The organism is Mycobacterium mantenii, from assembly GCF_001667865.1.
Taxonomy (GTDB): Bacteria; Actinomycetota; Actinomycetes; order Mycobacteriales; family Mycobacteriaceae; genus Mycobacterium; species Mycobacterium mantenii_A.
In genome coordinates, this window is the sequence record NZ_LZJP01000032.1 from 124970 (window position 1) to 148158 (window position 23189).

Sequence of the window (23189 nt, forward strand, 5' to 3'; positions counted from 1 at the left end):
CCGATCGGCCTCAGCCTATTGAGCCTCAGCCGGGCGTGTTCACCGGGGACGGCAGCACCAGCGGCACCAGATAGCGGCGGGCGAAATCGCGGGCCTTGTTCTGGTGGTAGATCGGGATGACGGATTTCGGCGTCTTGATCAGCGAGATGATCAGCCGTCCGATCATTTCGCCGACGACCTCGGTGTCGAGCTCGGCGGCCAGCTCGCCGCGTTCCTGCCATCGGCGCAGCCAGGTGGCGATGTAGCCGCGCGTCATGGCGATCAGGTTCTCGTCGGTCAGGAAGGCGGTTAGTTCTCCGGCGGCGGGTGATTCGCGAATGCTTCGGGTCAGCAGTTTGGGCGCGGAGGCTTCGTGGACGAAGGCGGCGAAGACGTCGGCGATTCCTTCTTCCGGTGTCGCCGCTCGACCCGCGACCTCGGACACCAGTGTGCTCAGCCGCACGGATTCGTCCATGATGGTCAGTCGCACCAGGTTTCGTTTGTGCCGGAAGCGGCGGTAGACCGTGGCGACGCCGACGCCGGCGGTATCGGCGATGTCCTGCATGGTGGTGCCCTGGAAGCCGCGCTCGGTGAAGCAGGTGCGTGCCGCGGTGACGATGGCACGGGCGGTCGGATCGAGGGTGGCCAGGCCGTCGGGCACCAAGCCGAGCAGCATCGCGGGATCTACCATCTGGCCTCCAGCCGATCGGGGGTATCACGTCGATTCTGCGTGCTATCAGCGTATTCACCCGCGTTCGCGGCGAATCCCGCCGGGTGCGATGTCGCCGCCCCGCCGAGGGCCGGCACCGCCGTCGACCTATTGTGCCGAATCAGTCACGATTCGGCGCGGCAAACGATTCGAGGAGCACCGAGCGGTAGCGGTCGCGTAGCCGCTCGTACCGATAGCGGTTGTAGGCCAACGGCTCCAGGGTGAGCCGGCGCGGCAACCATCGCCAGCCCAGTTGCAGGGCGGCGACGTAGGCGTTGAACTCGAGTTGCTCACGCGTACCCCACCGCACCCCGAGCAGGCCCCGCATCGTGGGATGGGCGACCGCGGCCGAACAGACGACCACCGGTCGGGACGCCAGCGCGGTCAGCATTGGCCATACCAGTTGCAGCAACGGCCGCATCTGCTTGGGTACCAACAGCTTCGGGATCGGTGGCGCGACGAAGCTGCGATTGGCGAATTGCAGAAAGTCGTTGTCGGCCAGATCTTTTGCGGCGACAGCGTCGTAGTATTCGAGCATGTCGTGCAGGGTCGCCGGCAGCTTGGCCTGCTTGCTGGGCAATTCCAGGAACTGCAGTTCCGCCCGCAGCGTCTGGTAGACGACCTCCTTTTCGGCCGCGGTGAGCCGACGACCGCACACCCGCAGATAGGCCTGATACAACAGGTTCAGCCCGCTCACTGCGACCCAGATCCACACGTCGGGGTTCAAAGCGCTGTAGCGGGTGTCGCTGAACGTGTCCTTGCCGGTGCCCCGCACGTCGCGATGCAAGCGTTTGAGGTCTGCGCGCGACGTCCGCACGTCGGAACTGTCACCGAAGGTGGCCAGGGCGGTGAACGCCGCGCTGCGGATGCCGCGATCGGTGAAATTGTCGGCGAATCGTCCGCTGTCGTCGACCGCCGCCGCGATCTCCCGGTGTGCCACCTGGTCGAGGGCCAGGCGACCGAAGGCCGCCGCCAATGGCGACCCCGCGAACCACCGGACGTCGTCCGTCAATTCCCGGTGCGCCGCATCGGATTTCACCGTGGCACCGGATCCATTGCCCCGTACGAAACTCGCCGCCGTCGTCATGCCGCCCCTCCTCGTGGCCGGATCGGTGGTCCTGCCCGGCCGGATCGAAGCCGTCACATCTGATAGAAAACAACCTGTGCTCTATCACCGAGTCTGACACAGCGGGCCGTCGTTCGATAGGGACCGCGAAGGATTTCTCCGGGATCGACACTGCGACCACGCGTTTAACCGCCACGCGGCTGCGCGCACTCTGCGGCGCAGGAGGGCGCGGGAGCCCTCGAGGCCGGTAGGCAGAAGCGATCCATCTATCGCTGACCGCGCGGGCCTGACGGCCCACGTGAGGTCTCGACCGATGTCGTCAGCTCAGAAAGTTGTTCACCGCCGACGCGAGGTCGGGGGACGCCGACGTCGCCAGGTTCTGATAGCTGCCGCCGCTGAGCTGAGCGACCGCCTCCCAGGTGGCCCGGTCCGGGTCGGCGCCGAAATCGATGACATTCACCGCGATGGGTTTGGCCGGATCGGCACTCTTGCGGATGAAGTCCTGCAGCCCCGGCCCGTCCAGGGTCTGATCGGTGTGCGGCCCGGCGGTGATCAACAGAATCGAGTTCGTCTGTCCCGCATGGTAATTGGTCTGCATATCCTGGTAGAGCATCCGCAGTGTGGTGAACGACACCGCACCGCCGCCCGACGAGTACTGCTTGTCCAGCGCGCCGGTCAGGGCCGCCGAACGCGGCTGGCCGTTGACGGGATCGGACAGCGGCCCACTGGCCACCTCGGAGCGGCCCTCGTGACCGTCGAACGTCCACAGGCCGACCACCGCGGTGGGGGGCAGGGCTTTGATCTTGTCCTGCAGCGCCCCGATCACGTTGGCCAGCCGGGACTTTCCGCCTTCCTGGCCGGGCATCGACTGGTCCAGCATGATGGTGGTGGCCTGCCCGTTCGACGGGCTCGCCATGGCCTCGGCGAGGGTGGCGCGCATCGGGTCATCACCCACCGACAGCGCGGCCGGCAGCGCCGGGAAATTCGTGACGGGATTGCTGGGCGGTTGGACCCCGTTGACGCGGAAGCCGGCCTTCGCCAGCTTGGCCAGCTGATCGGACTTGTGCATGAAGCGCGAGAACTCGCTGGCGGCTGAGGCCTGTTCCCGGGTGAGCCACGAACCGCTGAGCAGCACGGTGGGGTAGTCGGCGACCGCCGCGGACCCGGGTGGAAGCCAGAACCCCAAGGCGCCCTTGGCGTCTGGCAACGACTGGCCGCGCTGGAAGAGCTGCTGTTCGGTGGTGACGACCGCGTGCACCGGCGCGGTCGCGGGGTCACCGGGCTTCAGCAGCGTGTTCATCGCCTCGGTCAGCGAGTTGTCGGCGAGTTTGGGTTGCGCGCTCAACAGGCTGCGCACCGCGCCGGTGCCCTGGGTCACGGGAGCGCCGGGCGGTACCGACGCGGCCGCCACCGCCTCGCCGGCCAGAAACGACGCGTCCCCGTTGCCGTTCATCGGCAGCGTCACTCGCAGCGAGCCCCACGCGGGTAAGTTCAGCCCGGCCAACGCATTCGGGTTGGTTTGCAGCCCGGGCAGCGCCGCCCAGTTCTGGTTGGACAGGGCCGGCGCGAGTTGCGGACGGATGGCCAGCACCACCGGCGAGGTGACCAGCGAGTGGCTCTCGGTGATGGTTTTTTGCGCGGTGGCTCCGGCGAGTCGCGCGGCGGAAATCGAACTGCCCGGAATCCACAATGCGGGCTGGCCGCCCAGTTCCGCGGGCCACTTGCCGATGAAACCGTTGAGTACGGCATCGGAGTTGGCCGGCTTGACACTGACGACCATGCAGTGGTCACCGACCGGCCCGGCCGACTTGTTGTAGCTTTCCGCAAGTTGCTGAACGGAATCGGCGATCGACGGGTCGGCGACCACGGCCACCGTCTCCTGTCCTCCCGCACAGCGATTGGCGGCGGTGTGCGAACGCTTGGACAACGCGTCGCCGAAGAAGCTCCACAGGATCACCGATCCCACCACCACGACGACCGCGACCAGCGCCACGATCACGCCGATGCTGACGCCGCGACGCCCGCCCTCGCTGCGATGACCACCCCGCCAATCGCCGAGCCCGCGATGCCCTCCCCGGAACAGCGACGGTGCGGCGGGCGGCTCCGTGCCCGACGAGGCGGTCTGCCGCGACGGGAATTCCGGGTAATCGTCGGCGGTGCTGTCTACGAAGGCATCCCCGGCCGCGTAGGGCTCTTCCTCGCCGGAGTAATAGCCCTCCGCCGAGTAGGCATCCTCGCCGGAATAGTCGTCCTCGTCCGCGTAGAGGTCGGCCTCCTCGTCGGAGCCGGTGCCCCGGTGGTGCCCCGCGTCCTCGCCTCGAGACGGCTCGTCGGCGACGTCGTCGCGAGCTGGTTCGTCGAGGGAGTCGTCAGGGTCGGGCGCACTGTGCCTACCCATAGCAGTGCCCGCGGCCTTTCCGTCGATCCATCGTTGACTCGGCGCCGATTTTAGTCGTCAGCGCCACTATGACACGTTCCAACCCGAATTGAGCGCAGGCTCAATTCGACTGCGCGGCGTGCGCCTTGGCTTCCCGACGACGGCGATGCAGGATCGGCTCGGTATAACCGTTGGGTTGCTGCGTGCCGGTCAAAATCAGATCCTGGGCGGCGAGGAAGGCGATGCTGTCGTCGAAGTTGGGCGCCATCGGCAGGTATGCCGCGTCCTTGGCGTTTTGTTCGTCGACCAGCGGGGCCATCCGCTCCAGGCTGGCCCGCACGTCCTCCTCGGTGATCACCCCGTGACGCAGCCAGTTGGCCAGCAGCTGGCTCGAAATCCGCAGCGTGGCACGGTCTTCCATGAGCGCCACGTCGTGAATGTCGGGCACCTTCGAGCAGCCGACACCCTGAGCGACCCAGCGCACCACGTAGCCCAGGATGGACTGGCAGTTGTTGTCGACCTCTTCGCGGATCTCCTCGGAAGCCCACGCCAGCTCCTTGGCCAGCGGGATGGTCAGCAACTCCTCGATCTTGGTGCGCTTCTTGCCGGCGAGCTCCTCCTGCACGGCCCCCACGTCGACGTAGTGGTAGTGCATCGCGTGCAGGGTGGCCGCCGTCGGCGAGGGCACCCACGCGGTGGTCGCGCCCGCCTTCGGCTGGCCGATCTTCTGCTCGACCATGTCGGCCATCAGCTCGGTCATCGCCCACATGCCCTTGCCGATCTGGGCCTTGCCCTTGAAGCCGGCCGCCAGGCCGATGTCGACGTTGGCGTCCTCGTAGGCCTTGATCCACGCGGTGCTCTTCATCGCACCCTTGCGGATCATCGGGCCGGCCTCCATCGAGGTGTGGATCTCGTCGCCGGTGCGGTCCAGGAAGCCGGTGTTGATGAACACGACCCGGTCGGCCGCGGCCTTGATGCAGGCCTTGAGGTTGACGGTGGTGCGCCGTTCCTCGTCCATGATGCCGACCTTGAGCGTGCCCTGGGGCAGGCCGAGGACGTCTTCGACGCGGCTGAACAGCTCGCAGGTGTAGGCGACCTCGTCGGGTCCGTGCATCTTGGGCTTGACGATGTAGATGGAGCCGGTGCGGCTGTTGGCCAGCGGCCCGTTCGCTTCACCGGTCTTGAGTCCGTGGATGGCGGTTAGGCCTGTGAAGAGCGCATCCATGATGCCCTCGAACACCTCTGTTTCTTCGCCGTTCGCCTCGCTTCTGACGATCGCATCGTTGGTCATCAGATGCCCGACGTTGCGGACGAACAACAGGCTGCGGCCGGGCAGGGTCAGCTCGCCCTCGCCGTCGGGTGTGGTGTAGGTGCGGTCCTCGTTGAGCACCCGGGTGAACGTCTTGCCGCCCTTGTTGACCTCTTCGGACAGATCGCCCTTGTTCAGCCCGAGCCAGTTGCGGTAGCCCAGCACCTTGTCGTCGGCGTCGACGGCGGCCACGGAGTCCTCGAAGTCCATGATCGTGGTGACGGCCGATTCCAGGACCACGTCCTTGATGCCCGCGGCGTCGGTCTTGCCGATCGGCGATTCCGGATCGATCAGGATTTCGATGTGCAGGCCGTGATTGACCAGCAGCACCGACCAATTGGGCGAGCCCAGCTCGCCGGTGTAGCCGGCGAACTTACCCGGGTCGGCCAGGCCGACGGAGCCATCGCCGGTCGTGACCTTGAGCTGCCCGTCTTCGACGGACAGCCCGGCCGCGTCGGCCCACGACCCGGATTCCAGCGGCACCGCCTCATCGAGGAACTTGCGCGCGTAGGCGATCACCTTGTCGCCGCGAACCTTGTTGTAGCTGGTGCCCTTCTCGGCACCGTCATCCTCGGAGATGACGTCGGTGCCGTAGAGGGCGTCGTAGAGCGAGCCCCACCGGGCGTTGGCGGCGTTCAGCGCGAACCGGGCGTTGAGCACCGGCACCACCAACTGCGGGCCGGCGGTGGTGGTGATCTCGTCGTCCACACCCGAGGTCGTGATGGTGAAGTCCGCGGGTTCGGGCAGCAGATAACCGATTTCGGTGAGGAACTGGCGGTACTCGTCGATGTCGAGCGGCGCGATGACGCGGCTCCGGTGCCACTTGTCGATCTGGGCCTGCAACTCATCGCGGCGGCGCAGCAAATCCTGGTTCTTGGGGGTGAGGTCGGTAACGACCTTGTCGACGCCCGCCCAGAAACTGTCCGGGTCGATGTCGGTGCCGGGCAAGGCCTCGTTGTTCACGAAGTCGTAGAGCACTCGGGCGACGCGCAGGTTCCCCGCCGACACGCGATCAGTCATGATTCTCCTCCGTCATGGGCCGCACCGGACCATCATCGGACCGGATTGGCAATGTCATCAGCCTACCGAGCGCAGCGTGGCAAGCGTTATTCGCCTGACCCGGCAGGCGCAGGTCAGGCCACGCTGACAGCCCCAAGAACGACGCTGCGGCGAGCACCGGGATCTGTGTCCAGCAACGCATGTTCCGCGCGCCTACGGTCCTCTGCCCTCCAGCACTTTCTTAACTGGTAGCCGTGAAAGATCATACGGGCTGCACGCGGTCGTCTTGGCCGGCCAGTATCGCTACGCCTCGCGCATGGTGCCGACGAGGTCTTCAACCAGGTCTTCCATGGCCACCATCGCCACCACGGTCGCGCCTTCGTCGGTCACCAAAGCCAGATGGCTGTTGCTGCGGCGCATCCGGGAGAGGGCGTCGGCCAGCGGCAGTGACCGGGACAGCCGCGGCAGCGGTCGCACCATCGCCAGGTCGATCACCGTCCGCGGATCGTCGTCGAGCGTCAGCACGTCCTTGATGTGCAGATATCCGAGGAAGGTGCCGCTGACGCTCGCCACCGGGAAACGGGAGTAACCGGTTTGGGCCAGGGCTTGCTCGACCGCCCCGACCGTCGGGCCCGAGCCCGCCGCGACCACCGGTACCGCGTGCACATCGGCGAGGGGGACCGCCACGTCACCGACCACGCGATGGCGGATTTGCAGCGCCCGGGTGAGCCGGGTGCGTTCCTCCCGGTCCAGCAAGCCTTCGGACTCGGATTCGGCGATCATCTCGCTGAGTTCGACGGGGGAGACTGTGATTTCCAGCTCTTCCTTGGGTTCGACGCCGAACGCCCGCACCACCAGGTTGGCGCATTTGTTGTAGAACCATATGAACGGCCGGGCGGCCCGCACGTAGGCCAGATAGGGCGGGACGAGCAGCATCGCGGTGCGCTCCGGACCGGCCAGGGCGATGTTCTTCGGCACCATTTCGCCCAGCAGCACGTGCAGCGTCACCACGATCACCAGCGCGATCGCGAACGACAACGTATGCAGCAGCGTGGCGTGAATTCCGGTCAGCCCCAGGCCCGTTCGCAGCACATTGGAGACCGCCGACTCGCCGATCCGCCCGAGCAGCAGGGACGCGGCCGTGACGCCCAACTGGGCTCCGGCCAGCATGGACGGCAGTTGCTCCCCGGCCCGGATCACGGTGACCGCGGCCGCCCTGCCCTGCTCGGCCAGCGCCTCGAGACGGTCGCGGCGCGCCGAAATCAGCGAGAACTCCGCCCCGACGAAGAAGGCGTTCACCCCGATCAGCAGGCAGGCCAGCAGCAGGCCCATGGCGTCGCTCATCGGTGCCCCCGGGGCGTGGGGGCTTCGCCGGGACCGTTCAGTTCGATCAATTCGAGCAGGTCGATCCGGCGGCCATCCATCCGGATGACGGTCGCCTGCCAGCGCGTCACCGCGTCCAGCAGGCCGTCCGCGTCCAGCGCGGGTAGCTTGACCGTGTCACCGGCCACCGGGATGTGACCGATCTCGCGCAGCACCAGCCCGCCGATGGTCTCGTAGGGGCCTTCGGGCGCCCGGAAGCCGATGGCGGCGGCCACCTCGTCGATACGCAGCAGGCCCGATACCCGCCAGCCGGAGCCGGCGGGCATCACGTCCGGGGTCGCGTCGTCGTGCTCGTCGCGGACGTCGCCGACGATTTCTTCGATCAGGTCCTCGACGGTCACCATGCCGGCGGTGCCGCCGTATTCGTCGACGACCAGCGCAGTTTGCAGGCTGTTGGCCCGGATTTCGGCCATCACCGCGTCGCCGTCCAGGGTCGAGGGCACCTTCGGGACTGGTTGGGCCACCGCCATCAGCCGGGTGCCGGCACGGTCGGCCCGCGGGATCGCGAACACCTGCTTGACGTGGACGATGCCGACCGTCTCGTCGAGGTCGCCGGCGACGATGGGGAAGCGCGAGAAGCCCGATTCCGCGGCCGCGGTCACCAGGTCGGCGACCGTGTCGTCGATCTGCAGCGCCACGATCTTGGACCGGGGCGTCATCAGCTCCTCGGCGCTCAGGGTGCCGAACTGCAGCGAGCGCCGTACCAGGGCCGCCGTGGCGGGGTCCAGGGCGCCGCTGCGCGCCGACGAACGCACCAGCGACAACAGCTCCTGCGGTGACCGGGCCGACCGCAGCTCTTCGGCCGGTTCGACGCCGAGCCGGCGCACGATCCAGTTGGCCGCGCCGTTGGTCAGCCGGATCGCCGGGGTGAGCAGCAGCGAGAACAGCAGCTGCGCGCTCACGACGACGCGCGCCGTCGACAGGGGCCGCGCCACGGCCAGGTACTTGGGGACGAGCTCGCCGAACACCATCGACACCGACGTCACGACTACCAGCACCAGGAAGGCCATGATCGCGTCGCCGACCTTGTCGGAGATACCGATGGCATCCAGCCACGGGTGCGGCAAATCGTTCACCATCGGATCGGTCAGGTAACCGGCCGCCAGCGTCGTGGCCGAGATCCCCAGCTGGGCGCCCGACAGTTGAAACGACAGCCGTTGGTGTGCGCGACGGATCCAGCGGTCGCGGCGCCCACCGCCGCGGGCGTTGGCTTCCACGGCGCTGCGGTCCAGGGTGGTCAGCGAGAACTCCGCGGCGACGAAAACGGCGTTGCCGAAGATGAGCACCGCGATCGCTACAACACTGATCACGGTGACGGTGACATTCATGAACTACGCCGCCCGGTGGCCGACGGGGAAGGTTCGATGCGCGGGAAAAGCGCCGGGGGAGGCTCCGAATCGGGCGGTTCGTCTGACGGCCCGTGCGCCCGCAAGCCGATGGCCTGCGCGGGTGCCTGCGGCACGTCGATCCTTTCGCTGCCGGGTGGCAGAGCGGTTGCGGTTGCTTCCGTCTTTGCTGTCTTATGCTAGCCCGGGCCGCGGCCGCACGGCGCTACCCCGCCCCGGCCGCTCCCGGGAGGGGGCTTCATTCGGCCGGATCGCCTGGGACAACTTCGGTATGCCTAACCTTACTACGGTAGGCTCTGCGCACTATGCCCGACGCTCAGACGCCGTCCATGCACATCCTCCCGCGGGAACGCTTCGACATCCCCGACGAGGTGGCACGCATTCCCCGCCCACCCGTTCCCGCCCTGGATCCGCCCTTCGGCATGCGCGTGGCGCAGCTCGACGACGTAGACATGGTGACGGAGTGGATGAACCGCCCGCATCTGGCCCAGGCGTGGGAATACGACTGGCCGGCGCCCCGGTGGCGCCAGCACCTGGGCGCCCAGCTGGACGGGACGTATTCGCTGCCGTTGCTCGGCAGCATGCATGGCATAGATTGCGCCTACCTCGAATTATATTGGGGCGCAAAGGATCTGATATCCCTCTATTATGATGCCGAGCCCTACGACCTGGGGCTGCACGCCGCCATCGCCGATCTGAACCTGGTGAACCGCGGCCTGGGCCCGATGCTGTTGCCCCGGATCGCGGCCAGCGTTTTCGCGGCGGAGCCCCGGTGCCGCCGGGTCATGTTCGACCCCGATCACCGCAACACCACGGCGCGCAGGCTGTGCGAGCACGCCGGATGCAGGTTTCTCGGCGAGCACGACACGACGAACCGACGCATGGCGCTCTACGCGCTGGAAGCACCGACCACGGCCGCGTAGCCGCCGTCGTCACCACCCCTGCGGTAGCGGATGCCCCTCGGCGAAGCCCGCGGTCGACTGCACCCCGACCACGACCCGTTCATACAGCTGCTCCAGGTTGGCCGCGCCGACATAGGTGCAGGTGCTGCGCACGCCCGAGGTGATGTGGTCGAGCAGATCCTCGACACCTCCGCGGGCCGGATCCAGCCCCATCCGGGACGTCGAAATGCCCTCCTCGAACAGCGCCTTGCGGGCCCGATCGAAGGCGGTGTCCGCCCCGCTGCGCGCGACCACCGCCCGCTTGGAGGCCATGCCGTAGCTCTCCTTGTACGGTTGGTCATCGCGGTCGCGCATCAGGTCGCCGGGCGACTCGTAGGTGCCGGCGAACCACGACCCGATCATCACGTTGGACGCCCCGGCGGCCAGCGCCAGCGCCACGTCCCGCGGGTGCCGGATGCCACCGTCGGCCCACACGTGTCCACCCAGTTCCCTTGCCGCCGAAGCGCATTCCACAACCGCGGAGAATTGCGGGCGGCCGACGCCGGTCATCATGCGGGTGGTGCACATCGCGCCCGGCCCGACGCCGACCTTGACAATGTTCGCCCCGGCGCCCAGCAGATCGCGGGTGCCCTCCGCGGAGACGACGTTGCCCGCCGCCAGCGGCACGCCCAGCCGCAGCGCCGCGACCGTCCGGATCGCCTCGACCGTCTTGACCTGATGCCCGTGCGCCGTGTCGATGACCAGCATGTCGATGCCGGCCTCGACCAGCGACCGCGCCCTGGCTCCGACGTCGCCGTTGATGCCGATGGCGGCACCGACCCGCAGCCTGCCCCGCGCGTCCACCGCCGGGGTGTACAGGCCCGCGCGGATGGCGCCGGTGCGGGTCAGCACGCCGGCCAGCGTGCCGTCGGCGTTCGTCACGACCGCGACACCGATGTGTGACTGCTCGAGCAGATCGAACACCTTGCGCGGCTCGGTTCCCACCGGGGCGGTGACGAAGTCGGTCATTGCGACGTCGCGCACGCGGGTGAAACGGTCCACGCCCAGGCACGACGATTCGCTCACCAGACCCAGCGGCCGGCCCTCGAAAGCCACCACGGCGACACCATGCGCGCGCTTGTGGATCAGCGCCGTCGCGTCGGACACCGAGTCGTCGGGCCCGAGCACCACCGGGGTGTCGAGTACCAGGTCGCGGCTCTTGACGAACTCCACCGTCTGCTGCACCGCCGTGATCGGGAGATCCTGCGGCAAGATGACCAGCCCGCCGCGCCGCGCCACGGTCTCGGCCATCCGCCGGCCCGCCACCGCGGTCATGTTGGCGACGACAACCGGGATCGTGGTGCCCGACCCGTCCCCGGTGGACAAGTCGACGTCAAAGCGGGACGCGACCTCCGAGCGGTTCGGCATCACGAAGACGTCGTTGTAGGTCAGGTCGTATGCGGGTCTGTGCCCGTCGAGAAACCTCATCGCAGTCGGCCCACCAACTCAAACCCCCTTACACCCCGACGTCGCCCGCCTACGCGGGCACCTCGGTGCGGTCTCCGCTCCACAGTGTGTGGAAGCGCTTTTCCGGGTCGTCATCGATGCGACCGTAGGTGTGTGCACCGAAGAAGTCCCGCAAGCCCTGGGTGAGCGCGGCCGGCAGCCGCTCGGTGCGCAGCGCGTCGTAGTAGGACAACGCCGAGGCGAAGCCGGGGATCGGGATGCCGAGTTCGGTGGCCTTCACCACGACGCGGCGCCAGCTGTCGATCGATTCCTCGATGGCACTGCGGAAGTAGGGCGCGACGATCAGGGAGGGCAGGTCGGCGTCGGCGTCGAACGCCTCCTTGATGCGGTTGAGGAACTTGGCCCGGATGATGCAGCCGCCGCGCCAGATCGTCGCCATGTCGCCGGGGGTGATGCCCCAGTCGTACTCGGCGCTGCCCGCCTGGATCTGGTTGAAGCCCTGTGCGTAGGCGATGATCTTCGACGCGTACAGCGCCTTGCTCACGTCGTCGATGAACTGAGCTGCGTCGCTTGGCTTTTCGCCCAGCTGACCGGAGGCCAGGCCGGTGGTGGCCTTGCGCTGGGCAACCGAGCCGGACAGGGCGCGGGCGAACACCGCCTCGGCGATGCCGGTCACCGGCACACCGAGGTCCAGGGCCGACTTCACGGTCCAGCGGCCGGTGCCCTTCTGCTCGGCCTCGTCGAGGATGAGGTCCACCAGCGGCTTGCCCGTCCTGGCGTCGGTCTGGCGCAGCACCTGCGCGGTGATCTCGATCAGGAAGCTGTCCAGGTCGCCTTTGTTCCACTCGGCGAACACGTCGGCGATCTCGGGTGCGGTCTTGCCCAGGCCGTCGCGCAGCAACTGGTAGGCCTCGCCGATCAGCTGCATGTCGGAGTACTCGATGCCGTTGTGCACCATCTTGACGAAGTGGCCGGCGCCGTCGGGCCCGATGTGGGTGCAGCACGGCACCCCGTCGACGTGGGCGGAGATCTCCTCGAGCAGCGGGCCCAGCGACTTGTAGGACTCGGCCGGGCCCCCGGGCATGATCGACGGGCCGTTGAGCGCGCCTTCCTCACCGCCGGAGATGCCGGCGCCGACGAAGTGCAGGCCGCGCTCGCGGATCGCCTTCTCGCGGCGGATGGTGTCGGTGTAGAGCGCGTTGCCGCCGTCGATGATGATGTCGCCTTCTTCCATGGCGTCGGCGAGCTCGTTGATGACGGCGTCGGTGGGCTCGCCGGCCTTGACCATGATCAGCACCCGTCGCGGCTTCTCCAGCGCGTCCAGGAATTCCGCGATGGTTTCCGAACGCACAAACTTGCCCTCGTCGCCGTGCTCTTTGAGCAGCGCATCGGTCTTGGCGATCGACCGGTTGTGCAGCGCCACGGTGTAGCCGTGCCGGGCGAAGTTGCGGGCGATGTTGGAACCCATCACGGCCAGCCCCGTGACGCCGATCTGCGCGGTGCCGGTCTTGGGATCCGAGTGAGTGTCCGTCATGTTTTCGCCTCTCAATTTGGAGAACTATTCGCCAAAAGCTTTCGGTGACACTGTGGCACAGCGAACAGTCGGGCGCCCGGGGTGATCGGCCCTCGGCTGCGTCAGACGTTGAACAAGCGCTCCAGCTCGGTCAGCCACGGAACGGCCAGCGCGACGGTGGGCACCACGAACACCGCCACCGCGGCCAGGTATGCGGCCGCCGCCAACAGCGGGCTGTTGCCGCGTCCGCCCAGCCGGCGCACTCTGAGCACCGTGCTGGGGCCGCTGGCCGCGAGCGCGCCCGACGGGGCGCGCCCCGATGCGCACGCGACCAGCGCCCGGGCCAGGGGAGTGCGGCCCGCGGCGCGGACCGCGGCGTCGTCGGCGAGGAGTTCGACGAGAAGCGCAACCGCGCCGAGCGCGTTGGCGCTGCGGACCAGCCGCGGGAAGGCCGCGTGCACGGCGGTGAAGGCCTCCAGCACCAGGTCGTGCCGCGCCCGGAGATGGGCGCGCTCGTGGGTGAGGATGGCTTCGACTTCGGGGTCGGCGAGCGTGGTCAGCGTTCCCTCGCTGACCACCACCCGGCTGCGCACGCCCGGCAGGCAGTAGGCGAGCGGTTGCGGGACACCCAGCACGCGAAGGTCGCGGGTGCGCGCGCAGGGCTGGGACAGGGCCGCGCCGTGGCCGACGCCGACCAGATCGACCACCATGCGGTGATGCGCCCGTCGTTTCCGGTTGGCGATGGCCACCCGGACCACCGCGACCATCAGCCGAACGCCGACCAGCACCGTCAGGGCGAACACGCTGATGTAGGCCGTCCACAGCGGCCAGCCGAGGCGGTCGGCGGCGCCGACGATGCTGGTGGTGGGCCGCCCGTCGCGACCGGGCATCAGCAGTCGGGTCGCGATCGCGATCCCGGCGCTGAACGCCGACAGGACCGCGGCCAGCGCCACGGCTTGCCAGAGCACCATTGCGGCGCGGGGAGCGCGCAGCGGCCAGCGCGCGTGTGCCAACATTGCCGGCACCGGGCCGGTCAGTAGCACCGCGAGGATGGTGAAAGCCAACGCGGACACACTGCCAGTGTCCCTCAGCGCTCCGGTGCTGCGCCAGCAGATGGCGAGTTATTGCGTTGATTGGCTTCCAGTTCGGCGAGGGCGCGCCGGAGCGCCTCCGCCTCGTCGGCGCCGACACGTTCGACGAAGTGCACCAGCGCGGCCTGCCTGCCACCGGAATCTTCGGCCTGGGCCAGCGCGTCCACCATGAGCCCGGCGACCAGTTCGTCGCGCCCGTGCACCGGTGCGTACCGGTGTGCCCGGTCGTCACGGATTTGGGAGACCAGGTTCTTTTTGGCCAGCCGTTGCAGCACCGTCATGATCGTGGTGTAGGCAAGGTCGCGCTGTGCCGACAACGCCTCATGAACCTGCCGGACGGTCTGAGGCTCGGGCGTGGACCACAGATGGTCCATGACGGCCCGTTCTAGATCCCCCAGCCGAGTCAGTTTGGCCATAATTCGTTCATCTCCTGAGCGTCGAATCAAGCGTACTCCGGCTTACTACCGACGGTCGTACGAAAAGCTGACAAATGACTGTGCCGGCCGCCGCGCGCTCCGCCTCGGACAAGAAAGACAATACCTCTTGCAAAGTTAGGGCAGCCTTGCCTATGCTGATCGAGTCGAGCGATAACGGACCGTGTGAGAGTCCTGAGGGCTGCAGCGACCCCCGGTCTACTCGATCGGCGAGCCCCGCGCCTTCAAGGCGCGGGGCTCAGCCGTTTTCAGGACCATGATTCCGCCGCGAACGGGTGCGCGCAGGCGATGGTGTAGACACATGGACGTGCCAGAGCCGCAGAAAACGATCCTTCCGCCGGATTTCTCCGCGCCCTTCGACCGCGAGATCGGCCTGCAATTCACCGAACTCGGCCCCGACGGGGCCCGCGCCCAGCTCGAGGTCACGCCCAAGCTGTTGCAGCCGATGGGGCTGGTGCACGGCGGTGTTTACTGCTCGATGATCGAAAGCATGGCGAGCGTGGCCGCCTACACCTGGCTGGCCACCCGCGGCGGCGGAAACGTGGTGGGCGTCAACAACAACACCGACTTCCTGCGCTCCATCGGCTCGGGCATGGTGTACGGCAAGGTCGAACCGATCCACCGCGGCCGCAGCCAGCAACTGTGGTTGGTCACCATCACCGACGGCGACGACAGAATCGTCGCGCGCGGTCAGGTGCGACTACAGAATCTCGAGCTTCGCGAAGGCTGATCGACCTCGACTGGCCGCCGATGAATTGCGCTGTCCGGCACCGTCATTGGAGGGTGCCGATCGCGACCGGCTAGCTGGCCTTTCTGGCCGCCGGCCGTTTGGTCTCCGCCGCGACCACCGCCAACTGTTCGAGCCTGGTCCGGGCGAACGCCTGCTGCTCGGTGATGGTGAGCTGGCCGCGCCGGGTGCTCAGGAACGTCACCGTCCAGGACAGCAGCGTGCTGATCTTGGTCTTGAACCCGACCAGGTAGACCAGGTGCAGCACCAGCCACGCGAACCAGGCGAACAGGCCGCTGAACTCCACCGGGCCGATCTTGGCCACCGCGGAAAACCGCGACACCGTCGCCATGGAGCCCTTGTCGAAGTACTGGAACGGCTCGCGTTCGGCCGGGTTGGCGCCGCCGAGTTCGGCCTTGATCGTGCTGGCGACGTACTTGGCGCCCTGAATCGCGCCCTGCGCCACTCCCGGCACGCCTTCGACGGCCGCCAGGTCGCCGATGACGAACACGTTCGGGTGCCCGGGAACGGACAGGTCGGGCAGCACCTTGACACGGCCGGCCCGGTCCAGTTCGACGGACGACTGGTCGGCGAGATCGCGGCCCAGCGGGCTGGCCGACACACCGGCCGACCACACCTTGCACGCCGATTCGATGCGGCGGATGGTGCCGTCGGAATCCTTGACGGTGATGCCGTTGCGGTCAACGTCGGTGACCATCGCACCCAACTGGATCTCCACGCCCATCTTCTCCAGGCGGGCCGCCGCGCGCTGACCCAGCTTGTCGCCAAAGGGCGGCAGCACGGCGGGGGCGGCATCGAGCAGGATCACCCGGGCCTTCGTCGAGTCGATATGCCGGAAGGAGCCTTTGAGCGTGTACGTCGCCAATTCGGCGATCTGCCCGGCCATTTCGACGCCGGTAGGGCCGGCGCCGATCACCGTGAACGTCAGCAGCTTGGCCCGCCGTTCCGGATCCCGCGACCGCTCGGCCTGTTCGAACGCGCTCAAGATCCGGCCACGCACCTCGAGCGCGTCGTCGATCGACTTCATGCCCGGTGCGAATTCGGCGAAATGGTCGTTGCCAAAATACGATTGGCCCGCGCCGGCGGCGATGATCAGGCTGTCGTACGGGGTGTCGTAGGTGTGCCCGAGTAGGTCGGACACCACGAACTTGCCCTCGAGATCGATATGGGTGACGTCACCGAGCAACACCTGAACGTTGCGCTGCCTGCGCAAGACGACCCGGGTGGGTGGTGCGATATCGCCTTCGGACACAATGCCCGTCGCCACCTGGTAGAGCAACGGCTGGAAAAGGTGATGCGTGGTACGGGCGATCAGTTTGATGTCGACGTTGGCGTGCTTGAGTTTCTTCGCCGCGTTGAGTCCGCCGAAGCCGGAGCCGATGATGACGACCTGATGACGGCGCTCCGGTCCAGCTGTGTTACCTGGCTGGGGGCTCATGTTTCCGCTGCTCCTGACGGGGGGCTTCTGGACGCGCGACTGCAACTAGCCACCACGCTAGTCAGGCGGATACCCGCAAACCTAACTCGCAACATGTGTAATCAAACACATCGTCAGTATCACGGCTGGTCGTGCGACGTGATACTAGTCATGTTCCGCCGAGCGGCGCGTTGAGTCGGCGAAAGACCTACAGTCCCACGAGCGGACGCAGCGCTTCGCCGGCCGCCTGGACCACGCCGGGTGTGTAGAAGGGGAGGTTGATGATCACGCCGTCGATGCCCGCGTCGATCACCTTGGTCTTGATCTGATCGGCGACCGCGTCCGGCGTCCCGACCACCATGCGCTGCGTCACCTCGGCGGGAATCTGGTCGAGGTTCGCCTTCTCGTCGATCATCACCGTGGTCAGCGTGCTGGTTTCCAGGCTGGCGGGGTCGCGGCCCACCTCCTCGCAGGAGCGGCGCACGGCGTCCAACTTGCGCGGCAACTCGTCGAAACCCGCGATCACGTTGAGGTGGTCGAAATGCCGCGCGGCGAGCGGGATTGTCTTCTTCTCACCGCTGCCGCCGATCATCAGCGGAATGTGGTCCCGGAAGCGGGGATTGGCGAAGGCCTCGCTGGTTTTGTACCACTTGCCCGAGAAGGTGGCCCGCTCACCCTTGATCATCGGCAGGATGATTTCCAAGGCCTCGTCGAGCCGGTTGAACCTGTCGGTGAAGGTGCCGAATTCGAAGCCCAACTGGTCGTGCTCGAGCTCGAACCATCCGGTACCGATGCCCAGAATCGCGCGGCCCTGGCTCACCACGTCCAGCGTGGTAATGGTCTTCGCGAGCAGGCTCGGGTTCCGGTACGTATTGCCGGTCACCAAGGTGCCCAGCTGTACCCGCTCGGTGGCCGTGGCCAGCGCCCCCAGGGCGGTGTAGGCCTCCAGCATCGGCTGGTCGGGCGAGCCCAACATCGGCAGTTGGTAGAAGTGGTCCATCACGAAAACCGAGTCGAAACCGGCGGATTCGGCCTCGCGGGCTTGGGCGATGACGGTGGGGAAGAGTTGCTCAACCCCGGTGCCGTAGGAAAAGTTGGGAATCTGCAGACCGAGTCGAATAGCCACGAGAGTCAACCGTAGCGATCCGCCCCGCCGGGGAGAAGGGTGCGCGACGCGCGCTCGTTACGCCTCAGGCGAAACGAGCCAGCGCACCGTGGCTCACGTGCAACGTCTGGCCGGTGATGTGGCGAGCCGCCGAGCTGGTCAAGAACACCGCCAACCGGGCGGCCTCGGTGGCCACCGGCGCCGGCGTGCGGGACAGTCCGTCGTACCCGGCCTCGGCGCTGCGTCCACTCGCCACGACATTGACGGTGATTCCGCGGGTGCCGAAAACGGTTGCCTGGCCCGCGGTCCAATTCGACAGCGCGGCCTTGATGGCGGCGTCGGCGCTGCCGGCCGGCGGGTTCTCGGGCACCAGGCTGATGATGGAGCCACCCGAGCGCAGGTGGTCACCCACTGCCTGCACGGTCAACACCGCCGAAAGCACCGTCGCGTCAAGGGCATTGCGCCAGGCGTTGGCCGTGTCGGCCATCGAGTAGGTGCGCGGGTCGCCGGCGTCCCAGACGGGCGCCGGCACGTTGACGATGGTGTCCAGGTGATGCGGGAACAGGGGGCGGGCGTCTTCGAGGCTGGCCGGGTCGGTGGTGTCGCAGACGATCGCCTCGACTTCCAGCTCCTTGGCGGCGATCTCCAGATCGCTCTTGCGTGCGCCCACGAGGGTCACTTTGTGGCCGTCATCGCGGAAGCCCTCGGCTACCGTGCGCCCAAGCTCCGTGTCTCCGCCGGTAACCAGCACCTCCACTGCCATGACCTCCTCGTGTTCACGCGCGTTATGGCATCAATTCCCACATATGTTACTGGACAGTAGCTAGTCGGCGAAACTTTCGCCGGCGCGACGCGCGGATCATTTGGGTAACTATTCGGCCGCCCCTTTCCTGCGGCTATTTGGGCACCGCGCGAACCGCATCATCGGCGGGCTAGGGTGCATCCATGCGTCGGATCGGGATCCTGGCCGCTGCGGTTTGTCTGATGCTGATGGCGGGCCTGATCGGGTGCAGCTCGAAGTCACCGTCGTCGCGGCCGTCGGCGGCATCCGGCAAGGTCATAGTCTTCGCCGCGGCGTCGCTCAAGCCGGCCTTCACGCAGATCGGCCAGCAGTTCAAGACCCAGAATCCGGGTTACGGCGTCGAGTTCGAGTTCGCCGGCTCATCCGATCTGGCCACCCAGTTGACGCAGGGCGCGACGGCCGACGTCTTCGCCTCGGCCGACACCGCCCAGATGGACACGGTGAGCAAGGCCGGCTTGCTCAACGGCAACCCGACGAACTTCGCCTCGAACACCTTGGTCATCGTCACCGCGGCGGGCAACCCCAAGAAGATCGGATCCTTCGCCGACCTGGCCAGGCCCGGCCTCAACGTGGTGATCTGCCAGCAGCCGGTGCCGTGCGGGGCGGCCACCGGACGTGTCGAAACCGCCACCGGCGTGCGTCTGAACCCGGTGAGTGAGGAACAGAGCGTGACGGATGTCCTCAACAAGGTCACGACCGGGCAGGCGGACGCCGGGCTGGTGTACGTCACCGACGCCCAGAGCGCGGGAAACAAGGTGACGACCGTGAACTTCCCGGAGGCCGCCCACGCGGTGAACGTCTATCCGATCGGCGTGCTGAAAAAGGCGCCGCTCGCCGCACAGGCGCAGAAGTTCGTCGACCTGGTGACCTCACCGACGGGGCAGCGGATTCTGGCCCAGGCCGGCTTCGCAAAACCCTGACCGTCGGGGGAGTCGACACCGCGCAGCGCCCCGGCTCCTGAGGTGGCACTCAGCCTCGGTGTTCGAGTTCCGTTCGGGCCCGGTCGATTTGGTCGTATGCGTACATCACCAGCTCGGCGGTGGTCATCGTCTCGCCCTTGCGGGCGAGCGATTCGTAGGCTTGGCCGCCGAGGACCTCGCGGAGGTGGCTAATTGCTGTGCCGAGTTGGGGCAAGGTCGTTGGGGCCATGGGATTGACCGCGGCGAAACCGGCGATGGTGGTCGCTGGTTCGTAGCGTCCGAGCCTCTCGAGAACTACGGCCAGGATGGCCAGCGGGTTATGCAACATGCCGACGTTGCCCGTCTCGCGGTTGTTGCGGATGGCCACAGCGAGGGAATCCAACGTCGCCACCGGGTCCCCGTGCTCGGCTTCAAGTATGCACAGCCAGTACGCCAGTTGTGTCTCCATGAATCGGTTGCCGCTCTCCTGCGCGACGAGCACCCCCCGGCGCAGCGCCTCGAGCGCGCGATCTGAATCAGCGTTGCCGAAGGCATACCCGCACGCGAACAGTGCGAACGCAAGCACCCACGGGTTGCGGCTCGCTTCGGCGCCATCGATGAGGCCGTGGGCGGTCGCCGTAGCCTCGTCGGTCGAACCGCAAACCGCCAAGGCGAACACCAGGTTCGCCTTCGCCATTGTGTTGGCGCCGCCGGTGCGCGCCAGCTGGGCACGGCACAGCTCGACATACCGTTGGGGCTGGCCGACGAACAAATAGGCACTGCCGAGCCATGCCTCACCGAAGTACGACACCTTATCGCCGGCAGCGGCGATGACGGTCTGTCCGACCTGGCTGTAGTGCATAGCCTGTTCGAAGCGTCCGACGAGAACACACAGCGATGCCCCCACGCACAGGGCGGCGAGACGAGGATGGTCGACGGCGCGGGCGGGCTCGATTAGCTCTTCGGCCCAGGCTATCGGTTCGAAGTTCTCGAGAAATGGGCCGAGCAGCGCTGTGTACGCCGCGATGGCGGCGCCCGCGTCCAGGTCGCCGTGGTCTGCGGCCCATCGAAACGCCGTGCGCAGATTGGCCAGCTCGACGGTCAACCAGGCGTTCGCCTCGCGCTGGCGCGGGCTGTCCCACAGCGCCATGATGTCGGCTTCTCGTCCGGCGAAGTAGCGGGCGTGCGTTGTCCGGACCGCTTCTGCCGCACCGGATCTCACGAGTTGGTCCTCGGCGAACTGGCGGATCGTCTCCAGCATGGAAAACCGGGTCCGTCCTGAAGATCGATCGGCGAGCAGGAGTGACTTGCGCACCAGCGCGTCTAGAATCTCGAGGATGGCGTACTCATCGAGGTCCGCCGATCCTGCTACCGCGCAGGCGCTTTGGAGGTCGAATCCGCCCGCGAAGACCGAACATCGGTCCAGCACTGTCTTTTCGGTGTCGTCAAGCAGGTCGTAGGACCAGGCCACGGCGTGGCGCAGCGTGTGGTGGCGTTCCAGGCCGCGCCGCGCGCCGACCAGCAGCCGGAACCGGTGATCAAGGCGATCGCGCATCTCACTGGCGGTCATCGACGTCATGCGTGAGGCCGCCAGCTCGATGGCCAATGGAATCCCGTCGAGGCGTTGACAGATCTCGGTGACCGCGGCGGCTTCATCGCCATCGGCCATCGAGAAGCCCGGCGCGATGCCTTGGGCGCGTTCGACGAACAGACTCACCGCTGCCGAGTCGATCCCGGCCGACCTCAGTGAGCGCACCGGCCACACGCGCTCGTCGGCGATCCCGAGTCCTTCGCGGCTGGTGGCCAGGATTCGTACGGTCGCCGAGCGCGCGAGTATCGCTTCGATCAGGTCGGCAGCGGCGTCGAGAACGTGCTCGCAATTGTCGATCACCAAGAACCGGACCCGGTCCTCCAACGCGGCGGCCACCGACTCAGTGACGGACCTGCCCGGTTGCTGGGTGATGCCGAGTGCTGCCGCCACCGCATCGGGCACCGCCGCCGGATCGGTCACCGCCGCTAGCTCGAAAAACCAAGCGCCATCGGGAAATTCATCGGCCAGCCGACCTGCTACCTCCATCGCCAGGCGGGTCTTGCCGACCCCGCCCACCCCGGTCAGCGTCACCAACCGATGTGTCTTCACGACGGCTTGCAGCTCGGCGACCTCGGCCTCGCGTCCGATCAAGCTGGTGGTCGCGGCCCGCAGATTTCCCGGCGTCGTGTCCAGCGCCCGCAGCGGCGGAAACTCCGCGCGCAGGCCGGCCACTCGGACCTGAAACACCCCGACCGGCACCGGGACATCGCGTAACCGTCGTGGCCCAAGATCGACCAGGTCCATTCCGTTGAGCAAACCGGCGGTCGAGTCGGCCAACAGGATCTGGCCGCCGTGCCCGGCGGCCATCACCCGCGCCGCGCGATTGAGCGCGGTTCCGAAGTAATCGCCCTCGCGCAGCTCGGCTTCGCCGGTCGCCAGCCCCATCCGTACCGGCAACTCCAGTTCCTGCTGGGCGGCCACCGCAGCATCAACGGCCGAGCGCGGCGAGGCGAACGCGGCACACACCCCGTCACCGGTGTGCTTGAACAACCAGCCCCCATGCGCCTCGACCGCCTTTCGCAACGCGTGGTCGTGGGCGGCGAGGGCGACCCGCATCTCCTCGGCGTCGGCCTCCCACCGACGCGTCGATCCCTCAATGTCGGTGAACAGAAAAGTCACGACACCCGAAGGCGCTGGCACCTCTGCAGAATCTCACAACAGACGCGCCCCGAACCGCCACATCGGCGGAAACGAGCGCGCGCTAGCCGATTCGTGACGCGCCCAGCGCTAGGTTGAGGCGGTGTCTATCTCCGGCCGTGGTTAGGGGGTGTGCGTATCCGCGAGCGTCGCACGGATCTGCCCCGTTGGGTGTATCTCCCCGCGGCGGTGGGGGCCGTCTTCGTGGTGCTGCCGTTGCTGGCCATCGCGGTCAAGGTCGACTGGCCGCATTTCTGGTCGCTGATCACCAGCTCGTCGTCACGGACGGCGTTGTCGCTGAGCCTCAAGACCGCCGCCGCCAGCACGGTGCTGTGTGTGGCGCTGGGGGTGCCGATGGCCCTGGTGCTGGCGCGCAGCGAGGCGCGCCTGGTCCGGTTGCTCCGGCCGTTGATCCTGCTGCCCCTGGTGCTGCCGCCGGTGGTGGGCGGAATCGCGCTGCTGTACGCGTTCGGCCGGCTCGGATTGCTCGGCCGGTATCTGGAAGCCGCCGGCGTCAGCATCGCGTTCAGCACCACCGCCGTGGTGCTGGCACAGACTTTCGTCTCGCTGCCGTTCCTGGTGATTTCGCTCGAGGGCGCCGCGCGTACCGCGGGGGCCGATTTCGAGGTGGTGGCCGCGACGCTGGGGGCACGGCCGAGCTCCATCTGGTGGCGCATCACCCTGCCGCTGCTGCTGCCGGGCGTGGTGTCGGGGGCGGTGCTGGCCTTCGCCCGCTCGCTGGGCGAGTTCGGCGCGACCCTGACGTTCGCCGGATCCCGCCAGGGAGTGACCCGCACGCTGCCGCTGGAGATCTACCTGCAACGGGTGACCGACGCCAATGCCGCTGTCGCGCTGTCGATCCTGCTGGTGGTGGTGGCGGCCCTGGTGGTGCTGGGTCTGGGTGCCCGCCGCCTGACCGGGGCCGACACCAGGTAA

At 67.4% G+C, this 23189-nt stretch carries 18 protein-coding genes; 4 read left to right on the top strand and 14 right to left on the bottom strand.

Annotated features, from left to right (window positions below; all coding sequences use genetic code 11):
- Nucleotides 1-25 precede the first annotated feature (25 nt).
- From A5688_RS05540 to A5688_RS05565, 6 genes are all read right to left on the bottom strand, one after another.
- Nucleotides 26-670, bottom strand: a complete 645-nt coding sequence (locus A5688_RS05540) for a TetR/AcrR family transcriptional regulator (protein ID WP_067913415.1) — start codon at nt 668-670, stop codon at nt 26-28.
- 139 nt (nt 671-809) lie between these two features.
- Nucleotides 810-1775 carry an oxygenase MpaB family protein gene (locus tag A5688_RS05545; RefSeq protein ID WP_067913418.1) on the bottom strand — a complete coding sequence of 322 codons (966 nt, stop codon included), beginning with the start codon at nt 1773-1775 and terminating at the stop codon, nt 810-812.
- Between the two features lie 298 nt (nt 1776-2073).
- The gene (locus A5688_RS05550; RefSeq protein WP_067913421.1) at nt 2074-4152 is read right to left on the bottom strand and encodes a substrate-binding domain-containing protein; all 2079 of its coding nucleotides are present in this window, start codon (nt 4150-4152) and stop codon (nt 2074-2076) included.
- Nucleotides 4153-4252: 100 nt separating this feature from the next.
- Nucleotides 4253-6460 (bottom strand): malate synthase G, encoded by a 2208-nt coding sequence (locus A5688_RS05555; RefSeq protein WP_067913424.1) that lies wholly within the window; start codon nt 6458-6460, stop codon nt 4253-4255.
- Nucleotides 6461-6742: 282 nt separating this feature from the next.
- A complete protein-coding gene (locus tag A5688_RS05560; RefSeq protein ID WP_067913427.1) occupies nt 6743-7783 on the bottom strand; it encodes a hemolysin family protein in 1041 nt (346 codons plus the stop codon).
- Entirely contained in the window at nt 7780-9150 is a 1371-nt protein-coding gene (locus A5688_RS05565) for a hemolysin family protein (RefSeq protein WP_067913430.1), read from the bottom strand. Before A5688_RS05565 ends, A5688_RS05560 begins: the two co-directional genes overlap by 4 nt.
- A 323-nt stretch (nt 9151-9473) precedes the next feature.
- Between A5688_RS05565 and A5688_RS05570 the strand changes: the two genes are divergently transcribed.
- The gene (locus tag A5688_RS05570; RefSeq protein WP_067913432.1) at nt 9474-10091 is read left to right on the top strand and encodes a GNAT family N-acetyltransferase; all 618 of its coding nucleotides are present in this window, start codon (nt 9474-9476) and stop codon (nt 10089-10091) included.
- 9 nt (nt 10092-10100) lie between these two features.
- Here A5688_RS05570 and A5688_RS05575 read toward each other — a convergent pair whose 3' ends face one another.
- The 4 genes from A5688_RS05575 to A5688_RS05590 form a co-directional block, all read right to left on the bottom strand.
- Entirely contained in the window at nt 10101-11537 is a 1437-nt protein-coding gene (locus A5688_RS05575) for a GuaB1 family IMP dehydrogenase-related protein (protein ID WP_067913443.1), read from the bottom strand.
- A gap of 49 nt (nt 11538-11586) precedes the next feature.
- On the bottom strand, nt 11587-13050 hold the full coding sequence (gndA, locus tag A5688_RS05580) for an NADP-dependent phosphogluconate dehydrogenase (protein WP_067834902.1): 1464 nt from the start codon (nt 13048-13050) through the stop codon (nt 11587-11589).
- 101 nt (nt 13051-13151) lie between these two features.
- Nucleotides 13152-14102 (bottom strand): M56 family metallopeptidase, encoded by a 951-nt coding sequence (locus A5688_RS05585; RefSeq protein WP_067834900.1) that lies wholly within the window; start codon nt 14100-14102, stop codon nt 13152-13154.
- A gap of 14 nt (nt 14103-14116) precedes the next feature.
- On the bottom strand, nt 14117-14536 hold the full coding sequence (locus A5688_RS05590; RefSeq protein WP_067834897.1) for a BlaI/MecI/CopY family transcriptional regulator: 420 nt from the start codon (nt 14534-14536) through the stop codon (nt 14117-14119).
- Between the two features lie 319 nt (nt 14537-14855).
- Between A5688_RS05590 and A5688_RS05595 the strand changes: the two genes are divergently transcribed.
- Nucleotides 14856-15284: a PaaI family thioesterase gene (locus tag A5688_RS05595; RefSeq protein ID WP_431602684.1), complete on the top strand. Its 429-nt coding sequence runs from the start codon at nt 14856-14858 to the stop codon at nt 15282-15284.
- 70 nt (nt 15285-15354) lie between these two features.
- Here the strand turns inward: A5688_RS05595 and A5688_RS05600 are convergent, their stop codons facing one another.
- The 3 genes from A5688_RS05600 to A5688_RS05610 all read right to left on the bottom strand — a co-directional run bounded on the left by A5688_RS05600 (nt 15355) and on the right by A5688_RS05610 (nt 18587).
- Complete coding sequence (locus A5688_RS05600; protein WP_067834895.1) at nt 15355-16740, bottom strand: NAD(P)/FAD-dependent oxidoreductase; 1386 nt, start codon at nt 16738-16740, stop codon at nt 15355-15357.
- Nucleotides 16741-16927: 187 nt separating this feature from the next.
- A complete protein-coding gene (locus tag A5688_RS05605; RefSeq protein WP_067913445.1) occupies nt 16928-17845 on the bottom strand; it encodes an LLM class F420-dependent oxidoreductase in 918 nt (305 codons plus the stop codon).
- Nucleotides 17846-17909: 64 nt separating this feature from the next.
- Complete coding sequence (locus tag A5688_RS05610; RefSeq protein WP_067913447.1) at nt 17910-18587, bottom strand: SDR family oxidoreductase; 678 nt, start codon at nt 18585-18587, stop codon at nt 17910-17912.
- A 182-nt stretch (nt 18588-18769) separates the two neighbouring features.
- Between A5688_RS05610 and modA the strand changes: the two genes are divergently transcribed.
- Nucleotides 18770-19546: a molybdate ABC transporter substrate-binding protein gene (gene modA, locus A5688_RS05615; RefSeq protein WP_067913450.1), complete on the top strand. Its 777-nt coding sequence runs from the start codon at nt 18770-18772 to the stop codon at nt 19544-19546.
- A gap of 49 nt (nt 19547-19595) precedes the next feature.
- Here modA and A5688_RS05620 read toward each other — a convergent pair whose 3' ends face one another.
- Entirely contained in the window at nt 19596-22256 is a 2661-nt protein-coding gene (locus A5688_RS05620) for an ATP-binding protein (RefSeq protein WP_242660360.1), read from the bottom strand.
- Nucleotides 22257-22391: 135 nt separating this feature from the next.
- Between A5688_RS05620 and A5688_RS05625 the strand changes: the two genes are divergently transcribed.
- The gene (locus A5688_RS05625; protein ID WP_207546607.1) at nt 22392-23189 is read left to right on the top strand and encodes an ABC transporter permease; all 798 of its coding nucleotides are present in this window, start codon (nt 22392-22394) and stop codon (nt 23187-23189) included.

Coding starts and splice junctions, on each gene's coding strand:
- modA (WP_067913450.1), top strand. CDS start 18,770: ATGCGTCGGATCGGGATCCTGGCCGCTGCGGTTTGTCTGATGCTGATG.
- A5688_RS05565 (WP_067913430.1), bottom strand. CDS start 9,150: ATGAATGTCACCGTCACCGTGATCAGTGTTGTAGCGATCGCGGTGCTC.
- A5688_RS05560 (WP_067913427.1), bottom strand. CDS start 7,783: ATGAGCGACGCCATGGGCCTGCTGCTGGCCTGCCTGCTGATCGGGGTG.
- A5688_RS05575 (WP_067913443.1), bottom strand. CDS start 11,537: ATGAGGTTTCTCGACGGGCACAGACCCGCATACGACCTGACCTACAAC.
- A5688_RS05610 (WP_067913447.1), bottom strand. CDS start 18,587: ATGGCAGTGGAGGTGCTGGTTACCGGCGGAGACACGGAGCTTGGGCGC.
- A5688_RS05555 (WP_067913424.1), bottom strand. CDS start 6,460: ATGACTGATCGCGTGTCGGCGGGGAACCTGCGCGTCGCCCGAGTGCTC.
- A5688_RS05595 (WP_431602684.1), top strand. CDS start 14,856: ATGGACGTGCCAGAGCCGCAGAAAACGATCCTTCCGCCGGATTTCTCC.
- gndA (WP_067834902.1), bottom strand. CDS start 13,050: ATGACGGACACTCACTCGGATCCCAAGACCGGCACCGCGCAGATCGGC.
- A5688_RS05540 (WP_067913415.1), bottom strand. CDS start 670: ATGGTAGATCCCGCGATGCTGCTCGGCTTGGTGCCCGACGGCCTGGCC.
- A5688_RS05590 (WP_067834897.1), bottom strand. CDS start 14,536: ATGGCCAAACTGACTCGGCTGGGGGATCTAGAACGGGCCGTCATGGAC.
- A5688_RS05545 (WP_067913418.1), bottom strand. CDS start 1,775: ATGACGACGGCGGCGAGTTTCGTACGGGGCAATGGATCCGGTGCCACG.
- A5688_RS05570 (WP_067913432.1), top strand. CDS start 9,474: ATGCCCGACGCTCAGACGCCGTCCATGCACATCCTCCCGCGGGAACGC.
- A5688_RS05600 (WP_067834895.1), bottom strand. CDS start 16,740: ATGAGCCCCCAGCCAGGTAACACAGCTGGACCGGAGCGCCGTCATCAG.
- A5688_RS05550 (WP_067913421.1), bottom strand. CDS start 4,152: ATGGGTAGGCACAGTGCGCCCGACCCTGACGACTCCCTCGACGAACCA.